The following is a 20,075-nucleotide window of genomic DNA, read 5'->3' on the forward strand; positions in this document are numbered from 1 at the left end:
AGACGATGCTGGAGGCAGAGCGCGACCAGCTCCCGCTCTGGTTGCCGGTCGGGCTGGGGCTGGGCATCGTCGCCTGGTTCGCGCTGCCCGATCGCGATGGCTGGATCGCCGTCATGCTCACTGCCGCGGCGGTGGCGACGGGCGGGGCGATATTGGCGGGCCGCTGGCGGGTGGGGCGGGCGGCAGCCTGGTTCGCGCTGGCCGTCGCGATCGGCTGCGCGCTGATCTGGTGGCGGGCGGAGCGCGTGGCCGCTCCGGTCGTGACCCGGCCGACCGTCGCCCGCTTCGTCGCCGTCGTCGAATTGATCGAACCGCAGCCCGCGCGGGACCAGATCCGGCTGCGGCTTGCACCTGCGGCCGACAGCGGCCTGCCGCCGCGCGTGCGCGTGAACATGGCGCAGGGGGACGCGCCACCCGGGCTCGCGCGGGGCGCCACGATCCGTCTGCGCGCACGGCTCATGCCGCCGCCGGAAGCCGCGGTGCCGGGCGCTTATGATTTCGCGCGGGTTGCCTGGTTCCAGGGGATCGGCGGCACCGGCCGCGCCTTCGCCGGGGCCGAGATCCTTTCCCCCGGCCGGGCCGATGGCTGGCGCGCGACGCTGGCCGGCTGGCGCGCCAGGCTGTCAGCCCATATCCAGCGACAGTTGCCCGGCGGGGAAGGGGGCGTGGCCACCGCCCTGGCGACGGGCGATCAGGGCGCGATCGGGGAAGCGGATGCGGAGGCGATGCGTCGCTCCGGCCTCGCCCATCTCCTGTCGGTCAGCGGCCTGCACGTCTCGGCGGTGGTGGGCGCTACGATGCTGCTCGCGCTACGGCTGCTCGCCCTGTCGCCCTGGCTGGCGCTCCGCCTGCCGCTGCTCCTGATCGCTGCGGGTGCGGCCGCGGTCGCCGCCATCGCCTACACCGCGCTTACCGGCGCCGAGGTGCCGACCTTGCGATCATGCATCGCAGCGCTGCTGGTGCTGGCGGGCATCGCGCTCGGCCGGGAAGCGATCACGCTGCGGCTGGTGGCGACGGGGGCGATGATCGTGCTGCTGCTCTGGCCCGAGTCGCTGGCCGGCGCGAGCTTCCAGCTCAGTTTCGCCGCCGTCACCGCGATCGTCGCGCTGGCGGAAAGCCGGTGGGCGCGCGCGCTGTTCGCCCGCCGGGAAGAGCTCTGGCCCGAACGGATCGGGCGCACCCTCCTCGCGTTGCTGGCGACCGGCATCGTCGTCGAACTCGCGCTGATGCCGATCGCGCTGTTCCATTTCCACAAGGCCGGTCTCTACGGGGCTGCCGCCAACATTGTCGCGATTCCGCTGACAACCTTCATCGTGATGCCGCTGGAGGCGGCGGCCCTGCTGGCCGATCTGATGGGGGCAGGGGCGCCTTTCTGGTGGCTGGCGGGGCAGGCCCTCGGCCTGCTGCTCTGGATTGCGCACCGGGTGGCCGATGCACCCGGTGCGGTCACCATGCTGCCGGCGATGCCGCACGGTGCGTTCGCGCTGATGGTCGCCGGCGGGCTGTGGATACTGCTCTGGAAAAGCCCGGTACGTGCCTGGGGATCGGTGCCGCTCGCGATCGGCGCCGTCTGGGCGTTGTTGACGCCCGCGCCCGATCTGCTGATCACGGGCGATGGCCGTCACCTCGCGGTGCGCCGCACCGATGGCAGCCTGGCGCTGCTCCGCCCCCGCGCCGGCGATTATGTCCGCGATCTGCTGGGCGAAGGGGCGGGCAGCGATGTCGAGCCGGGCGCGCTCGACGATGATGCCGACGCGCGCTGCGGCCCGGATCTTTGCGCGGCGACGCTGGCATCTTCCGGGCGGCGCTGGCGCCTGGTCGCGACCCGATCGCCCTACCTGGTCGAGATCGGCGCGATGAACCGCGCCTGCGCCGATGCCGATATCGTCGTCAGCGAACGCCGCCTGCCGCGCACCTGCCGCCCGCGCTGGCTGAAGGTGGACCGGTTGCTGTTGCGGGAAACGGGCGGTCTGGCGATCACGCTGGATGGTCCGCGTGTCGCCACCGTGCGCAGGCCCGGCGACGCCCATCCATGGCGGACATCCACCACCCCGGCCGCGCCCCGGTGATCGTGGCACAGACATGAAAAAGGGCCGGCGCGGCAATACCGCACCGGCCCCGTTTTCACGATCGAAGCGGATCAGGCGGTAGCCAGGTTCCGCTCGCTGCGACGCGCGCTGCGCATCGTGCCACCGACCAGGCCGAAGCCGCCGATCATCAGCGCCCAGGTGGCCGGCTCCGGCACCACCGGACCACCGATTTCGGTGATCAGGAAGGAAGCGCCCGAGAAGCTGTTGGCGAATGCGATACCGGGGCCGCTCTGGGTGACCGAAGCGCCATTATGCACCAGCGAGAAGGTGTAGCTGCCCGCGCCCAGCGTGAATTCGCGGGTACCGGTGCCGGTGAGGCTGCCGAGCTGCGAGAAAGTGCCGCCGGACAGCGCGAAATCAAGCGTGGGCGATCCCGTGCCGCCGACTTCATAATCCAGCGCGAACGTCGCGGACTCGGTCAGCGTGAACAGATAGTCCGCTGCCAGATAATAGGGATCGGCAGTGGCGTTGCCGCCCACCGCGCTCACGAAGGCCTGCGCCCCGGCGGTGAAGTCGAACACGCCCGATGTGGCCGAAGCGAAATCGACCGAGACGTCGGCATTGCCGGCCGCATCGGCGCCCGTCACGAACGGCGCGGCGAAAGCGGAAGCCGCCAGCGTGCCGGCCGGCAGCGAAGTCGCTTCCTGCAGATCGTACGAATCGGCCGTGTCGGTCAGCTCGTTGCCACCATTGGGGTTCACGACGGTGGCATCGGCACCGGCGATCACGTCAGCGAAGTCGAACGTCACGACGGCCATGGCGGGCTGGGCCATCAGAGCGGTACCGGCGACACCGGCGATCATGGCGAGACGGGCTAGTGAAGTCATTGTGCGGTAACCCCTTTTGATCCCCCGGCCATCGCGCGATGGCCTAGCCGGAACGCCGGCAGATGCATCGACTATATCGCGCTGCAATAGCGTGTAAATCACGTTAACCAGTTTCTGCCGCCTTTATTGTCCCGTGTGAGATAGCGTGCCGCAGCGGGACAGTTCAGGCGCGTTCCTTGGTCGCAGTGAACCGCACGTCGGGATGCCGACCGCTGACATAATTCAGCTCCCAGCCGTCCTTCGCCATGAAGACCGGGGCGCCATCGCGATCGGTCGCCATCGCGCCCTTGTGCAGGTCGACGAACGCCTTCAGCGCGGCGGAGTCGTCCGCCGCCACCCAGCGTGCGGTTTCCCACGGACTCGGCTCGAGCGCGGCATCCACCTTATATTCGGCTTCCAGTCGCGAGATCAGCACTTCCAGCTGCAGCTGGCCGACCACGCCCACGATTCGCTGCGATCCGATCGCCGGCTGGAACACCTGGGTCACCCCTTCCTCGGCCATGTCGTCCAGCGCCTTGGAAAGCTGCTTGGTCTTGGTGGGATCCTTCAGCGCGACACGGCGCAGGATCTCGGGCGCGAAGTTGGGCAGCCCAGTGATCGTAACCGGGGCGCCTTCGGTAAGCGTGTCGCCCACGCGCAGCGTGCCGTGATTGGGAATGCCGATGATGTCGCCGGGAAACGCCTCGTCCGCCACCTCGCGCTCGCGTGCGAAGAACAGGATCGGGCTGTGCACGGCGACCGACTTGCCGGTGCCGACCTGGTTGAGCTTCATGCCCCGCCGGAACCGGCCCGAGCACAAGCGCATGAAGGCCACGCGGTCGCGGTGCATCGGGTTCATGTTCGCCTGCACCTTGAAGATGAAGCCGGTCACGGCGGGATCGTCGGGGGAGACCGGGGCAGGGTCGGCCGGCTGCGCGCGCGGGGAGGGTGCGAATCGCGCCAGCGCATCGATCAGCTCGGCGACGCCGAAATCCTTCAGCGCCGATCCGAAGAACACCGGGGTCAGATCGCCGTGTCGGTAGAGCGCTGGATCGAACGGTGCATAGCCACCGACCGCAAGTTCGGCCTCCTCGCGCAGCCGCGCCGCGCCATCCGCGCTCAGCAGCGATTCGATCCGCGGATCGGCCAGGCCGTCGAGCGCGGTCTCGTCGCCTTCGAACGCTCGGACATTGTCGCTCGCCGGACGCATCAGCCGGTTGCGCTCGAGGTCGTAGATGCCTTCGAACTCGCCGCCCATGCCGACTGGCCAGCTCATCGGCGACACGTCCAGCGCCAGCTGATCGGCCACCTCGTCGAGCAGCGAGAAGGGGTCTCGGCCCTCGCGATCGACCTTGTTGATGAAGGTGATGATCGGCACCGATCGCAGCCGGCACACCTCGAACAGCTTGCGGGTCTGCGCCTCGATGCCACGCGCGGCATCGATCACCATGACGGCCGAATCGACCGCGGTCAGCGTGCGGTACGTATCCTCCGAGAAGTCCTCATGGCCGGGCGTGTCGAGCAGGTTGAAGGTTAGCGTGCCGCCGCGCGGATCGGGCCGCTCGAACGTCATCACCGAAGACGTGACGGAGATGCCGCGCTGCTGTTCGATCTTCATCCAGTCGGATCGTGCGCGGCGATTGGCGCCACGCGCCTTCACTTCGCCCGCGGCATGGATCGCGCCGCCGAACAGCAGCAGCTTTTCGGTCAGCGTGGTCTTGCCGGCGTCTGGGTGGGAAATGATCGCGAAGGTGCGGCGATCGGGTCGGCCGCTGGGCCGGGCAGCATCGATGTCAGGGTTCATGGGCGGGGGCGGTTAACGGGTTTGCGTCTCGAACGCGACCCCCGGTCGCACAGCCGAGCCCGGTGCGCAGCCGAACCAGGTCGCCATGGCCCAGAAACGGAAAAACCCTGGCCGTCGGCCAGGGTCTTCCTGAGTTCAGCCGGGCTGGTGATCAGCCGACCGCACCACCGCTCGTCCAGCCACCGCCGAAGAGCCATTCCCAAACGCCACGATTCGGACGCTGCGGAGCAACCTTCTTAGCCATACGACCCCCTGTCCAAAGGAGATGCACACGAGCGCACATCCCCGGACGGTGGTTAAGGGGGCCTTAATAAGTTAGCAACCCGTTAACTTTGTTAGGCAACCATCTTTCTTCGCGCAGACAGCAAAAGCCGTCCTAGGGCCCGCAAATGCATGGGGCGGCCGATCAGATAGCCCTGCGCGATATCGCACCCCATCTCCTCCAGGCGATCGAGCGTCACCTGGCGCTCGACACCTTCGGCGACGACCTTGTGGCCCAGCGAATGGGCCAGCTCGATCGTGGATCGCACCATCACCCGATCGTCGTGATTGTCGTCGATCAGCTGGACGAAGCTCTTGTCGATCTTGATCTCGTTGGCCGGGATCCGCTTGAGATAGTCGAGCGTGGACTGGCCGGTCCCATAGTCGTCGATCGAGATGCGGATGCCGAGCGCGCGGAGCGCGTGCAGCGTCTCCAGGCTGGCACCGCCGGTGATCAGCGCCGCAGTCTCGGTGATCTCCAGCGTCAGCAGTTTGGGCGGCAACTGGTGCCGCTCCAGCAGCGCCGCGATCGAACCCGGCAAGGTGCGATCGTCGAGCAGTCGGGTAGAAAGGTTGACCGCGATCGAGAAGACGATGCCGCGCGCGTTGATTCGCGCAGCGGCGTGCACCGCGCGGTCCAGGATATGCATCGTCAGCCGGTCGATCCGGTTCTCCTGCTCGGCGGCGCGGATGAATTCGTCCGGGCTGATCGGGCCGCGTTCGGGATGGGTCCAGCGCGCCAGTGCCTCGGCGCCGATGATCTCGCCGCTGCCGATCTCGATCTTGGGCTGATAGGCGATCCAGAGCGCGCCGGTGTCGATCGCGGCATCCAGCTGGCTCAGCAGCGACAGCTTCCATTCGCTGCTCTTCAGGCGGGCCGGGTCGTTATGCTTCCAGCGCAGCCCCTCGGCGGCGGCCTCGTCCGCGGCGACGAGCGCGCCAGCCAGCCGCTTGACGATGTCGCGGTCACCCGCGGGGTCGACGCCGAACGCGATCGCCAGGTCGAAGCGCTGCTGCTGCACGACGATCGGGCTGCGGAACAAGGCGTGCAGCGCATCGAGATGATCGCCGACCGGGGCGCCGGTCTGATCGGCGAACCAGGCGAAAATGCCTTCGTCGCCCTGATGCAGGGCGACACCGTGCGCGCCGAGCGTAAGCCGGGCCGCGATCTGTTCGACGAGCGCACGCTCCTGATCGGGTGGCAGTGCGGAAACGATCCGGGCGAAGTTTCTGATCCGCGCCGCAATCAGCAGATGGTGAGGGTGGGGCGGCTTGTGGCGGAACGCCTCCAGGTTCGGCAGTCCGGAATTGGCGTTGGTGGTGCCGCGTTCGCGATAGGATTTCTTGGCTGCGGCCGATGCCCGGGCGGCGCTGGCGATGATCAGCAGGAACAGCGCGGGTAACACGTCGACCGGCATCGCCGCGGCATCCAGCGCGATCGGGCCGGCCAGCAACGCGATGCCGCCCAGCGCCAGTAGTGCGACGGCGTTGCGCAGCCGCTTCAGGCGGATGCCGCCCGCCGCGCACAGCAGCGCCACCAGGAACGGCGGCACCCAGCCCAGCGGCAACGGCCGCCCCTCGCGCAGCGTCTCGGCACCCAGCACATGCATGTACACGCCCGGCACCAGCCCGGTGCCCGGTGCCAGGAAGCGATCACCGAGCTCGGGCGAGGTCACGCCGACGATCAGCGTGCGGCCTTTCAGCGCGTCCGCCGGCACCTTGCCGTCCAGCAGATCGGCCAGGCCGTAGACCGGTACGGACTTGAGCTGGATCGCATAATCGATCGGGAAGATCTCACCGGTCTTGCCACGCTGCCCGGCCATGTGCGCGGACATGCTGGGATGATCCTGGCCGCCAGTCGTCAAAGCATAGGGCAGGTCCCAGATCGCGCCCTGGTGATTGTAGCGATAATTGATGTTGGCGAGATCGACGAGCGGGCGGATACCTGCGAACGGCAGATGTTCGGATCGCCGACCGGTGAGCGGATCGATCACGAAGCGGGTGGCGACGACCGGCTTGGTCGACCATTTGGAAAAAGCGGTGCGCAGCGCGGCATCGTCGAGCGGGGTCGAATCCGGCGCGAAATCGATATCGAAATAGATGCGGCTCGCGCCCATCTCGCGCGCGGTATCGGCCAGCCGCGCATAGTTGCGCCGCGCGATCGGCCATTTACCGAGCTGGCGGACGCTGCGATCATCGATGCCGATCACGGCGATCCGGCCACTGGCATCGTGGCTGCGGGCCAGGTTGCGCAGCGCGCGCAGCACGTCGTCGATCGGGGCACCGGCGTCCAGCAATCCGCACGCGAGGGCGACGACCGTGGCCCATATGAGCACGCGCCAGCCGGGCCTGCCGCCCGATTTCTTCCTTTCTGTGCGCGCGTTCAATGCCATGCCACCACCAACATCAGAGTTGGCTGTGGCAGAGAAAGGTTAGCAAACCGGAACCACTATTCCCCGGGCACGACGAGCTGTTCGATCGTCCCGAAAATCGGGTGGCCGCGGGCATCCGCCAGCATGATCCGCACCGTATCGCCATGCTTCAGGAATGGCGTCGCGGGCTTGCCGTCGCGGATCGTCTCCACCATCCGCAGCTCGGCGATGCAGCTATAACCCAGCCCGCCATCGGCGACCGGACGACCGGGGCCGCCATCGGCATCGCGGTTCGATACGGTGCCCGATCCGATGATGCTGCCCGCCACCAGCGAGCGCGTCTTCGCCAGATGCGATATCAGCGTGCCGAAATCGAACGTCATGTCGATCTGCGCCTCGGCCCGGCCGAACGGCTGGCCGTTGAGATCGACCTGCAACGTGCCGTGCAGCTTGCCATCCACCCAGCGATCGCCAAGCGCGGTCGGCGTCACCAGCACCGGCGAGAAGGCGGATGCGGGCTTGGATTGGACGAAGCCGAATCCCTTGGCCAGCTCCGCCGGAATCAGGTTGCGCAGGCTGACATCGTTGGCCAGCCCGACCAGCCGGATCGCGTCCAGCGCCTGCTCACGCGTGGCGCCCTGCGGCACGTCGCCCGTCACCACCACGATCTCGGCCTCGAAATCGCAGCCCCAGGCTTCGTCCGCCAGCGGGATCGGATCGCGCGGGGCCAGGAAGCCGTCGGATCCGCCCTGATACATCAGCGGATCGGTCCAGAAGCTTTCCGGCATTTCCGCGCCGCGCGCCTTCCGCACCAGCTCGACATGGTTCACATAGGCCGAGCCGTCCGCCCACTGATAGGCGCGCGGCAGCGGCGACGCGGCCTCGCGCTCGTGGAAGCGGCGCATCGGGATCACTTCATGCTGCAGGTCGGTCTGCAGCGCTTCCAGCCGCGGGGCGATGTCGTCCCAGTCGTCGAGAGCGGCCTGGAGCGTCGGCGCGATATGCTGCGCCTCCGCGCACCAGGCGAGATCGTCCGATACCACGATTAGGCGACCGTCGCGCCCGCCCTTCAGGCTAGCCAGCTTCATCTGCGCTCCTCTCCGAAACTTCGTTCGGCAAGGCATAGGCTGGTTGCGGCCAGCGCGCGACAGCAATTGCGCGGAGCGTCCACCGGCTCAGCGTCACCCTGGTCGAGCCCGCGGTGACGGTGGCAGGGTGACCTCGCTACTTAGCCGGGGCGAACACCATCAGCAGGTTGCCGGGCATGTGGTAATAGAGCCCGTAGCCCGAATTCACGATCACATGACCGCGCGCCACGGTCGCGCCCGCGCCGCTCATCGCTCCGCCATGGCCTTCGATGCCGTTCACGCCCGCCACCGGTTTCGTCGTGTCGACTTCCCAGATCACCTTGCCGCTGTCGGCATCATAGGCGCGGAAGCGGCCGTCGAGATGACCGGCGAAGACCACGCCGGGGATGGCGGTGATCGCCGCCGAGATGCCAGGATCGCAATGCTCCGCACCCGCGCACTTGTCGTCGGCCATCGTCCGCCACAGGATCCTGCCCGTCGCCGGGTCGACCGCGTGCAGCCCGGCGCCGCGCTGGGCGGCGTCATAGATGCGCGCATCCTTGGTGTCGGCCATGTCGTTGATCGGCACGAACAGGCGGCGGCCATCGCTGGCCATGCCGAAATGCACGCCGCCCTGCGTGCCGCCATGGCCCAGCCGGGTCTGCCACAATATCTTGCCGGTTTCGGGGTCGAGCCCATGCGCCACGCCAGATTTCTGGCCGACCATCAGCACATCGCGCCCGCCCGCCTTCGTCAGGATGGTTGAGGCGGCGACATCGAGATCCGGCCCGTTCTCCTTGGGACAAGTGCCGTTGTTGAGCATACAGCCGACATGCCAGGCATCGCCCTTGGTCAGCTGCGTCGTCCACAGCCGCTTGCCGGTCTTCGCATCGACCGCGAACACCGCATCGCTGTTGCCGTCCGCGGGCGAGGAGTAATTTTCGCCCGATCCGAAATAGATCCGGCCGCGCGCCGCATCATAGGTCGGGCTGTTCCACACCGGCGCGCCGGACGGGCCGAGGATGGTGGTGCCGTGCACCGTCTTGCCGTGCGGGCTAGGCGGGTTGGGGATCGTGTAGCTCTGCCAGCGGATCGCGCCGGTGGCCGGATCGATCGCCGCCACCGATCCGCGGAAGGTGCAGCATTCATAGGCCGGGTCGCCCGGTGCCGCGACCTCCAGCGATGAAACGGGCACGTAGAGCATGCCTGCCGCCAGCGTCGGCGTTCCGGTAATCGTGGCGTTGGGATGGTCGTCCACCTTGGTGCGCCACAGCGTCTTGCCGGTCATCGCATCGACCGCATAGGCGCGACCGAGAATGTCGCCGAAATGGAGCCGCTTGGTGGCCGGATCGATCACGATGCCGGTGCGCACCTCAGCGCCCAGCGCCTGTGTCCAGCGCGCGCAGCCGGTTTCGAGATCGAAGGCATAGAGCGTGCCGTCCTGGCTGCCGGCGAAGATCGTGCCCCAGCCGACCGCAGGCTGCGATCGCGCGCGCAGCGCGTTGGGGAAGGCGAACGCCCATTTGAGTTTCAGCGCAGGCACCTGCGCCTTCGTCAGCCCGGCGTCGGCGGCCGGCACGAAGCGGCTGTTATCATGTCCCCACAGCCGGGTGACGGGCGCATCGGCCATGTCGAACCGCTTGCCCGCCGGGCAGGCCGGCGGCGGCGCCGGCGGGCGATAATCGGCCAGCCGGGTCCGCGCCAGATATTCGGCCACCTGATCCTGCTGGTCCTTGCTCAGATGCGCGGCCTGCTGGGTCATGATGCCGCCGCGCATCGCCGCCAGCACCGCGGTCGGCGTCAGCATTTCGAGGAAGGTCCGGCTCGGTGCCTTGGCGACACCGGTTTCGTGGCAGGCGGCGCAATTCTCGGCGAACAGCGCCTTGCCGGGATGCTTGTCGGCGTCGAACCCGCCCTTGCGGCTTTGCAGTTCGTCGGTCGATCGAATCCGCTCAGCGATCGGCGCGCCGGTCAGCGATGCCGATCCCGCCAGCGCGGCCACCAGAGCCGCCGCCCCAAGCACCCAACTCGATCGCCCCATCGCACCCGCTCCGCCGTTGCCGCCCGGTGATCCAGGTCAGCCGCGGCGATGCCCAAGCGCGCGCGAAAAATCAATCATGCCTGCATGTTTTCAGCGGATCGACGATGGCGCCTCGGCATGGTTGCCGTCGTCGTCCACCGCAGTGATCTTCTGCACGTCGGGATAAGGCAGCACCAGCGAACCATCTGGCGCGGCGGTATAGTTGGTCGTGGTGGGATAGGCGAAGGCGATGCCCGCTTCGTTGAAATCCTTCAGGATCGACAGCGCCACGCTGCTGCGCGCATCGAAGACCTCGTCGTAATTCTCCGAATGCACGTCGAACTGCAGCTCGAAATCGAGGCTCGATGCGCCAAAGCTGGTCATGCCGCAGCGAACGACGGTGCACTTGTCGTGACTCTCCACGATCGCACGCACCCGCGCCGGGATGCCCTGCAGCGTCTCGACCGGCGTCTCATAGGTCACGCCCAGCACCATCACGATCCGGCGCCGCGCCAGCCGCGCCATGTTGTGCAGTTCCTTGTTCAGCAGGTTGGTGTTCGAGATCACCACTTCCTCGCCGGTCAGCGCGCGCACCCGCGTCGTCTTCAGCCCGATCGCCTCCACGCTGCCCGATGTCTGGTCCCACCGGATCGAATCGCCCTTGCGGAACGGCTTGTCGAAGATGATCGATAGCGCCGAGAACAGATCGTCGAAGATGCCCTTGGCGGCCAGGCCGATGGCGATGCCGCCGATGCCCAGACCCGCGACCAGCCCGGTCACGTTCACGCCCAGATTGTCCAGGATCATCAGCGTGGCGATCGCGAACAGCACCACCGTCACCAGCAGCCGGATGATGCCGAGCGCCGACCCGAGCGTGCCATGTTCGACATCGCCACCGGCGCGGTGCTCGACCGCCCCCAGGATCGCCTCGCGCGCCCACAGCGCGCCCTGAATGGCGGCGGCCACCGTGAAAAGGAACGTCACCGTCTGCGCCACCGCGGCGGGCGGCTGGGCGTATCCGTCGACCAGCTTGGCGGCCAGCGCGATCATGAACCAGACCCGCGTCTGGCCGATCACGCGCGCCACCACCACGCGCCAGTTGGCGGCGGTCATCTCCTCGCGCGCCAGCTTCATGCCGAGCGACTTGGCGAAGCCGAGGATCGCGACGATCACGAACGCGATGGCGATGGCGATGGCGATCTGCAGCCAGTGGCTGGTCAGCCAGGCGATGCCGTCTCGGGTGGCAAGCGTCGCGTCATTCGCGATCTGATCGACGGAAAAGGGCGGTGCTGCGGGGGATGTCGTGTTGCTCATTAGCTGTCAGGCGGCCTTCTTGGCCGCAGTATCTCCGATCGTTTCAAGGAAGGCGACGAGGCCGCGTTCGGCCGGCTGCAGATAGCGCGTGGCGCGCGGCAGCTTCAACCCGGCCATGCTCTCGCCCGATTTGGCGATCTCGATCAAAGCGGGGTGGACATAGGATTTGCGCGCGATCGCCGGCGTGTTGCCCAGCGCTTCCGCCACCGGCTCGAGCATGCCCTTGACCGAGCAGGGCTTGTCTCCCGATTCGATCAGCGTGCGGAACGCGATCACGCTGGCGCCCCAGGTGCGGAAATGCTTGGCGGTGAAATCGCCGCCGGTGGCATCGCGGATATAGGCGTTCACGTCCGCCGATCCGATCGGGTGCGCGGTGCCGTCGTCATCAAGATATTGGAACAGGTGCTGCCCGGGCAGATCCTGGCAGCGCCGCGCCATCCGGCTCAGCCGGCCGTCCTCGATCGTCAGCCGCTGCACCTTGCCCGACTTGCCCTTATATTCCAGCTTTAGCCGGCTGCCCGAAACCTGCGCATGGCGCGCGCGCAACGTGGTCGCGCCGAAACTCTTGTTGGCTTTGGCATAGCCCTCGTTGCCGACGCGCACCTTGCCCAGATCCAGCAGCCGCACGATCGCGGCCACCACCGTGTCGAACGCCAGCTTGCGCCCTGCCAGATCGCTTTCGACGCGCGCGCGCAGCAGCGGCAGCGCCAGCCCGAATGCGGCGCAGCGATCATATTTGGCCGCTTCCTGCTGCTCGCGGAAACCGGTGTGATAGCGATATTGCTTCCGGCCCTTCTCGTCATAGCCGATCGCCTGGATATGCCCGTCCGGCGAGGGGCAGAACCACGCATCGCGATAGGCCGGCGGCAGGCCGATCGCGTTCAGCCGATCGATCTCCTCACGATCCTTGATGCGCTCGTCCTTGGCGTCGAAATAGGCCCATTTGCCGCGCAGCTTGCGACGGGTGATGCCGGGCAGATCATCGTCGACATAGGTGATGGCAGGCATGGCGAGGCTCCGATCGGGATGGCGGAGGAACGGCACGCTTTGCGGGATTGTTCCGGAACAGCCCGGTGCGGCCAGCGGTTGAGAAGCCCGAACCCCCCGACTGACGGAGACCCGCAATGCCTGCCATCGCAGACGCCAAGATCCTGATTATCGCCACCGACGGCTTCGAACAGTCCGAACTGTTCGGCCCGCTCGAAAAGCTGCGCGAGGCCGGCGCAACCGTACACCTCGCATCTGACAAGACCGATCCCATCCAGGGCATGGAGCATGACCAGAAGGGTCGCACCATCACGCCCGATCTGCTGCTCGGCGATGTCGATCCGGAGGACTATCATGCGCTCGTCATCCCCGGCGGCGTCGCCAACCCGGACAAGCTGCGCACGATCGACGAGGCGATCGAGATCGTCCGCGCGTTCGACGAGGACGATAAGCCGATTGCCGCGATCTGCCACGGCCCCTGGCTGCTGGTCGAAGCCGATATCGTCGAGGATCGCACCGTCACCAGCTGGCCTTCGATCCGCACCGATCTCGCCAATGCCGGCGCCGATGTGGTGGACGAGGAAGTGTGCGTCGACGGCAATCTGATCACCAGCCGCAAGCCGGATGACGTGCCCGCATTCTCGCAGAAGATCATCGAACTGGTCGAGGCGATGGATCACGCCGAGGCCTGACCTCTCTATCCGTCGCTCCTGCGCAGGCAGGAGCCCATGGCTCGCTCGCGTGGCACATCGGCCAGCCATGGGCCCCTGCCTTCGAAGGGGCGACGGTTATTCCTTCAACGCGCAACCCGCGTGACGAAACAGGTCCCGCGCCCTATCCTGTCCGCATGTCCGACACAGTCGATCTCATCGCCGCCGACCCGCCCGGGGCCAACGACGCGGCGCTCAGCGTCTCCGAACTGTCGGGTGCGCTGAAGCGCTCGGTCGAGGATGCGTTCGGCCATGTTCGCGTGCGGGGCGAGGTGTCCGGTTTCAAGCGCCATGCCTCCGGCCATTGCTATCTCACGCTGAAGGATGATCGCGCCTGCATCGATGGCGTGATATGGAAGGGGCAGGCGGCCGCCATGCGCTTCCGCCCCGAAGACGGGATCGAGGTGATCGCGACCGGTCGGCTGACCACCTATCCCGGCCGATCCAAATACCAGATCGTGATCGATCGCCTCGAACTGGCCGGCGCCGGTGCGCTCATGGCGCTGCTTGACCAGCGTCGCCGCGCGCTGGCGGCGGAAGGGTTGTTCGACGAAACCGCCAAGCGCACGTTGCCGGCATTACCGCGGGTGATCGGCGTGGTCACGTCGCCCACCGGCGCGGTGATCCGCGACATCCTTCACCGGCTGGCCGATCGGTTCCCCAGCCATGTGCTGGTGTGGCCGGTGGCGGTGCAGGGGGAGGGGGCGGCCGCTCAGGTCGCCGCCGCGGTGCGAGGCTTCGGCGCACTGCCGATGGGCAGCGCTATTCCCCGGCCCGATCTGCTGATCGTGGCGCGCGGCGGCGGATCGATCGAGGATCTGTGGGCTTTCAACGAAGAAGCGGTCGTCCGCGCGGTCGCCGAATCGCCGATCCCGGTTATCTCCGCGGTCGGGCATGAGACCGATACCACTTTGTGCGATTTCGCCGCCGACCGCCGCGCGCCGACGCCGACCGCTGCGGCCGAGATGGCGGTGCCGGTCCGCGCGCAGCTGGCCGAACGCGTGACCGAACTTGGGCTCCGCTCGGGCCGCTGCGTACGTCGCTATCAGGAGCGGGCCGGCGAACGGCTGGAAGCCGTCGCGCGTCGTCTGCCTGCGCCCGAATCTCTGCTCGGCCCGCAGACCCAACGGGTCGACGATGCCGGCGCACGGCTGCCGCGCGGGCTGGAACGGCGGCTGGCCCTGGCATCGGCCCAGTTGGCGCGCACCAGCGGTGCACTGCGCCCGGCGCTGATCGAACAGCGGATCGCGCGGGCCGCCGATCGCCTGCAGGGTCTGCGCTTCTCGCGCGCCGCGCTCGATCGGCGTCTGGCGGAGGATGGCCGCCGGCTCGCGCAGCTCGGCCGGCTGCTGGGCCAGCTCGATCCCGATGCGCCCCTTGGCCGCGGCTATGTGAAGGTGGAGCGTCGCGACGGCGCGGTGCTGACCAGCGCCGCCGAGGCGCGCGCCGCCGGCCTGCTGACGCTGAAGTTCGCCGATGGCGCAGTCGCCGCGAAGGTTGAGAAGCCCGAAGGCCCGGCCTATCACAGGTCCAAGCCCGAACAGCCCAGCCTGTTCTGATCGGAGCCTTTTGACGATGCTGATGTCCCCAGGCGGTCGCCCCGCGCGCCTTCATTACATGCCCAACGGCTTCCGCATGCTGGTGGCCGGCGATCATGTCGTCTGCGCGGTGTCCGGCGAGAAGATCGCGCTCGACAATCTGCGCTACTGGAGCGTCTCGCGCCAGCAGCCCTACGCCAGCGCCACGCTCGCCGCCCAGGCCGGGTTGGAGCAGGACAGCTGAAGCCAGCGGTTCGCGTAACGGCCGTTGCAGGGACGCTGGTGGGTGCGCTCTGCGTGCCATTGGCCCCGCCGGTCCTTGTCAACGCTGCACAGCCCGTCGCCGATGCGCTGCCAACGCTCGCGCTGGTCCCGCCGGCCGAGCGATCCTGGCAGCTGAGCGGCGCGCGCGAACAGGGCGGGGTGATGCTCGGCAGCGTGCCGCGCGGCGCGACCACGCTGGCCCTCGACGGCATACCCATCCCGATCGCACCCGACGGCCGCTTCCTGATCGCGTTCGATCGCGATGCGCCGCCGCAGGCCTGGCTCGAGGCGCGCGCCGCCGATGGTCGCCGCTGGCCGCTGACTCTTTCGATCGCGCCGCGCGCCTGGCAGATACAATCGCTGCCGACGCTGCCCAAGGTCCCTGTGCCCAGCGCCGATTTCCAGCGCCGCCGGCCCGAGGAACTGCGCCGCATCGCGTCCGCGCGCGCCACCTCCGCCGCTGTCGAGGGCTGGCGGCAAGGCTTCCTTTGGCCCGTGCGCGGCGCGATCACCGGCCGGTTCGGATCGCAGCGCATCTATGCGGGCGAGCCGGGCGCCTATCATTCCGGCGTCGATGTCGCGCGGCCGACCGGCACCCCCGTCGCCGCGCCGGCCGATGGCATCGTTGTGCTGGCCGCCACCGCCCCGTTCACGCTAGAAGGCCATCTGCTGATGATCGATCACGGCATGGGGTTGAATTCGGCGTTCCTGCACCTGTCGCGGATCGACGTGGCGGAGGGGCAGGCGGTACGCCGCGGCCAGATCATCGGCGCGGTGGGGATGACGGGCCGTGCCACCGGTCCGCACCTCCACTGGGGGATGAAGTGGCGCGATCGCCGCATCGATCCGCTGCTGCTGGCCGGGCCGATGCCGTAGCCGCCGGCCTACCAGCTCAGTTGATACGCTGCATCCGGGTGGCCTGCTGCTCGCCGACATTGGCGAAATAGCTGCCCATCAGCGCTTCGCGGATCTTGATCTTCATGCCCGGCTTCGGATCGCGGCGGAACCGCTTGGTCTCGGTCTGGGTCCAGCGCGCGCCATCCTCCAGCACGATCGTCCAGCGCTGGGTCTGGCCGTTATAGCTCGCGGACTTGATCGTCGTCTCGATCTCCTTGAACGCCTCGGCCTCCTTGCCGTCATCCGAATTGCCGAAGATCTTCAGGCTCGGCAGGCTGAGCCCGAACAGCGATCGCCGTGCCTGGCGAACCTGCGCCCGATCGACCACCACGACGTCCTTGGCCTGCTCCGCCGTATCGAGCGCGGCCACGCCGCGGTCGTAACAGGCCAGCCGCTCGGCCGCATCGGTCAGCGCGCGGCAGCCGACGAGGTCGCTCAGGATCTTCGGGCGTGCGCCTGGCTTGTCCGCAGCCGACGCCTGCCCGCCAAGGCCCAGCAGCAGCAGCACTGCCAGCCCGATCCCCGCCCGTCCCACCATCTGCTTCATCCCCTTGATGCCCGGCGGTCCGGCCGCCTGCTCGCCGTTGCCGCTAAACCACATTTCGCCCATCGGACGCCACTGTTGCATTTCGGCGACAGGGGCGGCGCAACCGCTTAACCGAGATGAACGCCAGCTTTACAGCCGCCCTGCCAATCCGCATCACGCTGCAATGCCGAAAGGGGGCAATGGGCGCGGTCGTGTGCTCATTTCGACCGGACGGTTGCGTGTCGGGGCCGCATGGCTCGCACACTCCAGAAAAGGGACTGGACCGTGACCAACTCCACCAAGTTTCTCAATCGCCGCGCGCTGAGCGCCAGCGCCGCGTCGTTCGCCATCGGCATCGCGATGTGCGCGTCGCCGGTCTTCGCGCAGACCGTTCCGGCTGAAGCCGAAGCCCCGATCGCTGAGGGCGGTGACAGCGACGTCATCGTCGTCACCGGCTCGCTGATCAGCAACCCGAACCTCGAGCAGTCGACCCCGGTCGCCGTCGTCGGCGCCGAAGAAATCGCGCTGCGCCAGTCGAACGTCGCGGAAGAACTGCTGCGCGATCTGCCGGGCGCGGTTCCGTCGGTCGGCTCGGCCGTCAACAACGGCAACGGCGGTCAGTCGTTCGTCAACCTGCGTGGCCTGGGTTCCAACCGCAACATCGTGCTGCTGAACGGCGAGCGCATCGTTCCGGGCGATCTCGTTGGCCGCGTCGATCTCAACAACATCCCGCTGGCGCTGGTCGATCGTCTCGACGTGCTGACCGGTGGTGCTTCGACCACCTACGGCGCGGACGCGATCTCGGGCGTGGTGAACTTCATCACCAAGCGTGACTTCGCCGGCGTCGAGCTGAACGCTTCGAATCAGATCACCGAGCGTGGCGACGGCAACTTCGTCCGTGTCGATCTCACCACCGGTGCGAACTTCGACGACGGCCGCGGCAATGCGACCTTCTCGATCGGCTATCAGCAGTCCGATCCCGTGTATCAGGGCGATCGTATGATCGGCATGAACACGATCGACTCGTTCACGGGTGCGAACTCGGGATCGGGCACCTCGATCCCGTCGCGCTTCACCCGTCCGGGTGCTGCGACCCAGCAGATCAACCCGACCACGGGTGCGCTGGTGCCGACCTTCCAGCTGTTCAACTTCGCGCCGTTCAACGTCTTCCAGACCCCGTTCGAGCGTTTCAACATGTTCGGCCAGGCCCGCTACGAAGTGACGGACGGCATCGAGGTCTACACCCGCGGCCTGTTCTCGAAGAACACCGTCAACACGATCATCGCGCCGTCGGGCATCTTCGGCAGCTCGGTCGTGATCCCGTACAGCAACCCGTATCTGCCCGCGGCGGCGCGGGCGCAGTTCTGCGCTTCCAACGGCCTGAGCGTCGCGCAGTGTAACGCTGCGGCAGCGGCGACCAGCCCGACCGATCCGAACTTCCGGACCTTCTCGACCAACGTGTCGCGTCGTACGACGGAAGCCGGTCCGCGTATCTCGGACTTCTCGACCACCATCTTCGACTATCGCGCCGGTGTGCGCGGTGCGATCACCGATACGATCAACTTCGACGTGTCGGGTGCCTATGGTGAGTCCGAGAACAAGCAGACCCTGCAGGGTTATGTGCTGACCTCGCGCGTCCGTTCGGCGGCTTACGCCACCAACACCACGTCGTGCCTCGGCGGCGCGCCGGGCGGTGCGGACATCGGTGCCGGCTCGGGCTGCGTTCCGATCAACCTGTTCGGTCCGGAAGGCTCGATCCTCGCCAACCAGATCCCGTACGTCACCGGTGAATCGACCAGCACGGTCCGTTCGACGCTGGCCCAGGCCCGCGCCGTCATCAACGGTGACTTCGGTGTCTCGAGCCCGCTGGCCGAAGAGCCGATCGGCTTCGCGATCGGTGCCGAGTATCGCAAGTATCGTGCGCAGCAGCGTTCGGACACGCTGGCTCAGACGGCCGGTGAACTCGGCGGCGCCGGTGGTGCTGCGCCGAACATCGACGGCGGCTACAGCGTGTACGAAGGGTTCGCCGAGCTTATCGCTCCGCTGATCAGCGATCGTCCCTTCTTCCAGAGCCTGACTCTCGAAGCCGGTGTCCGTCGTTCGAAGTACACGATCGTCGCGCCGTTCAGCCCGACCTTCAAGACGACCACCTACAAGGTGGGCGGTAGCTGGGAACCCGTCGACAGCCTGAAGATCCGCGGCAACTATGCCCGCGCGGTCCGTGCCCCGAACATCGGCGAACTGTTCTCGCCGGTCTCGACGGGCCTGACCAACCTGGCAGACGATCCCTGCGCTTCGCTGGACGAAAACGGCGTCTCGCTCGGCCGTGGCGTTCCGACCGGCGAACTGCGTGCGATCTGCTTGGCGCAGGGTGCGCCGATCGGTCAGGTCAACCTGATCCAGGTTCCGACCGCGGGCCAGGCGAACATCACCGCGGGTGGCAACACCAACGTTGGTCCTGAAAAGTCGAACAGCTACACCATCGGTGCTGTGATCCAGCCGACCTTCTTCTCGGGCTTCTCGCTCTCGGTCGACTATTACAACATCAAGGTGACGGGCGCGATCACCACCCCGACCCCGGGCGATCTGATCGCGGCCTGCTTCGGCACGGATCCGCAGAACCCTGCGGCCGGTGCTTCGACCAGTGCGGCTTGTACCTCGATCCGCCGTAACCCGGTCACGGGCGGTCTCGACGGCGATCCGGCGATTGCGCCCGGCCTGTTCGGCGTGCTTTCCAACCTGGGCCGCCTCAGCACCGACGGTATCGATCTGACCGCCAACTACCGCACCGATCTCGGCTTTGCGGGCCTGAACATGGCGTTCAACGGTAACTGGACGAACACCTCGAAGTTCAAGGCGACGCCGACCGACGTCAATCGTGAATGCACGGGTTACTACAGCATCAACTGCGGCTCGATCCAGCCGGAGTTCACCTGGAACCTGCGTACCACGCTGTCGTTCGACGACGTCGATGTCTCGGTCCTGTGGCGTCACATCGATAACGTCCAGTTCGAGCCGCTGCAGCGCGATCTCGACGGCGATGCCTATCAGGGTCCGGTTGCGGGCTTCGATGGCGATCGCGACTTCAACAAGATCAAGGCCTATGACTACTTCGATCTTGCTGTGAAGTTCGGCGTGACCGACAACTTTGACCTGACGCTGACCGGTATGAACCTGTTCGACAAGAAGCCGCCGCTCGTCGGCAGCACGATCGGCTCGACCTCGTTCAACAGCGGCAACACCTATCCGTCGACCTACGACGCGCTGGGCCGTCGCTTCGCAGCCGGTGCCCGCCTGAAGTTCTAAGGCGGTCGCTCACGCGACAAGACAAGAAAGGGCGGGTCTTCGGACCCGCCCTTTTTTGCGTGTGCGGTCGATTGGGACATGTCCGGCATGACCGTTTCGCCTCAAGAGCCGGG

The 20,075-nt window shown here is 67.3% G+C and carries 14 protein-coding genes; 6 read left to right on the forward strand and 8 right to left on the reverse strand.

All coding sequences use genetic code 11. The annotated features are described in order from the left end of the window. The first annotated feature begins 5 nt into the window (after positions 1–5). The gene (locus ABC347_RS01490; protein ID WP_413246977.1) at positions 6–2,069 is read left to right on the forward strand and encodes a ComEC/Rec2 family competence protein; all 2,064 of its coding nucleotides are present in this window, start codon (positions 6–8) and stop codon (positions 2,067–2,069) included. Positions 2,070–2,140: 71 nt separating this feature from the next. Here the strand turns inward: ABC347_RS01490 and ABC347_RS01495 are convergent, their stop codons facing one another. The 7 genes from ABC347_RS01495 to ABC347_RS01525 all read right to left on the reverse strand — a co-directional run bounded on the left by ABC347_RS01495 (position 2,141) and on the right by ABC347_RS01525 (position 12,742). After that, on the reverse strand, positions 2,141–2,893 hold the full coding sequence (locus ABC347_RS01495; RefSeq protein ID WP_413244016.1) for a PEPxxWA-CTERM sorting domain-containing protein: 753 nt from the start codon (positions 2,891–2,893) through the stop codon (positions 2,141–2,143). Between the two features lie 187 nt (positions 2,894–3,080). Further along, positions 3,081–4,700, reverse strand: a complete 1,620-nt coding sequence (locus tag ABC347_RS01500; RefSeq protein WP_413244017.1) for a peptide chain release factor 3 — start codon at positions 4,698–4,700, stop codon at positions 3,081–3,083. 335 nt (positions 4,701–5,035) lie between these two features. Then, positions 5,036–7,297 carry an EAL domain-containing protein gene (locus ABC347_RS01505; RefSeq protein WP_413244018.1) on the reverse strand — a complete coding sequence of 754 codons (2,262 nt, stop codon included), beginning with the start codon at positions 7,295–7,297 and terminating at the stop codon, positions 5,036–5,038. 113 nt (positions 7,298–7,410) lie between these two features. After that, entirely contained in the window at positions 7,411–8,421 is a 1,011-nt protein-coding gene (locus ABC347_RS01510; protein ID WP_413244019.1) for a fumarylacetoacetate hydrolase family protein, read from the reverse strand. 136 nt (positions 8,422–8,557) lie between these two features. Then, on the reverse strand, positions 8,558–10,441 hold the full coding sequence (locus ABC347_RS01515) for an outer membrane protein assembly factor BamB family protein (RefSeq protein ID WP_413244020.1): 1,884 nt from the start codon (positions 10,439–10,441) through the stop codon (positions 8,558–8,560). Between the two features lie 90 nt (positions 10,442–10,531). Beyond that, positions 10,532–11,734 carry a mechanosensitive ion channel family protein gene (locus ABC347_RS01520; RefSeq protein WP_413244021.1) on the reverse strand — a complete coding sequence of 401 codons (1,203 nt, stop codon included), beginning with the start codon at positions 11,732–11,734 and terminating at the stop codon, positions 10,532–10,534. Positions 11,735–11,740: 6 nt separating this feature from the next. Next, positions 11,741–12,742, reverse strand: coding sequence for a DNA topoisomerase IB (locus tag ABC347_RS01525; protein ID WP_413244022.1), 1,002 nt, complete (start codon positions 12,740–12,742; stop codon positions 11,741–11,743). A gap of 116 nt (positions 12,743–12,858) precedes the next feature. Here ABC347_RS01525 and ABC347_RS01530 point away from each other — a divergent pair, with 116 nt between their 5' ends. From ABC347_RS01530 to ABC347_RS01545, 4 genes are all read left to right on the forward strand, one after another. Then, positions 12,859–13,413, forward strand: coding sequence for a type 1 glutamine amidotransferase domain-containing protein (locus ABC347_RS01530; protein WP_413244023.1), 555 nt, complete (start codon positions 12,859–12,861; stop codon positions 13,411–13,413). Positions 13,414–13,568: 155 nt separating this feature from the next. Continuing rightward, the gene (gene xseA, locus ABC347_RS01535) at positions 13,569–14,990 is read left to right on the forward strand and encodes an exodeoxyribonuclease VII large subunit (protein ID WP_413244024.1); all 1,422 of its coding nucleotides are present in this window, start codon (positions 13,569–13,571) and stop codon (positions 14,988–14,990) included. Positions 14,991–15,006: 16 nt separating this feature from the next. Beyond that, positions 15,007–15,213, forward strand: a complete 207-nt coding sequence (locus tag ABC347_RS01540) for a DUF2093 domain-containing protein (protein WP_413244025.1) — start codon at positions 15,007–15,009, stop codon at positions 15,211–15,213. Between the two features lie 38 nt (positions 15,214–15,251). Next, complete coding sequence (locus ABC347_RS01545; protein WP_413244026.1) at positions 15,252–16,109, forward strand: M23 family metallopeptidase; 858 nt, start codon at positions 15,252–15,254, stop codon at positions 16,107–16,109. A 16-nt stretch (positions 16,110–16,125) separates the two neighbouring features. Here the strand turns inward: ABC347_RS01545 and ABC347_RS01550 are convergent, their stop codons facing one another. Beyond that, a complete protein-coding gene (locus ABC347_RS01550) occupies positions 16,126–16,758 on the reverse strand; it encodes a hypothetical protein (protein ID WP_413244027.1) in 633 nt (210 codons plus the stop codon). 150 nt (positions 16,759–16,908) lie between these two features. On the opposite strand from ABC347_RS01550, the gene ABC347_RS01555 reads away from it, so the two are divergent. After that, positions 16,909–19,962, forward strand: coding sequence for a TonB-dependent receptor domain-containing protein (locus ABC347_RS01555; protein ID WP_413244028.1), 3,054 nt, complete (start codon positions 16,909–16,911; stop codon positions 19,960–19,962). Positions 19,963–20,075: the final 113 nt, after the last annotated feature.

This window comes from Sphingomonas canaveralia, from assembly GCF_047238125.1.
Taxonomy (GTDB): domain Bacteria; phylum Pseudomonadota; class Alphaproteobacteria; order Sphingomonadales; family Sphingomonadaceae; genus JBDFMH01.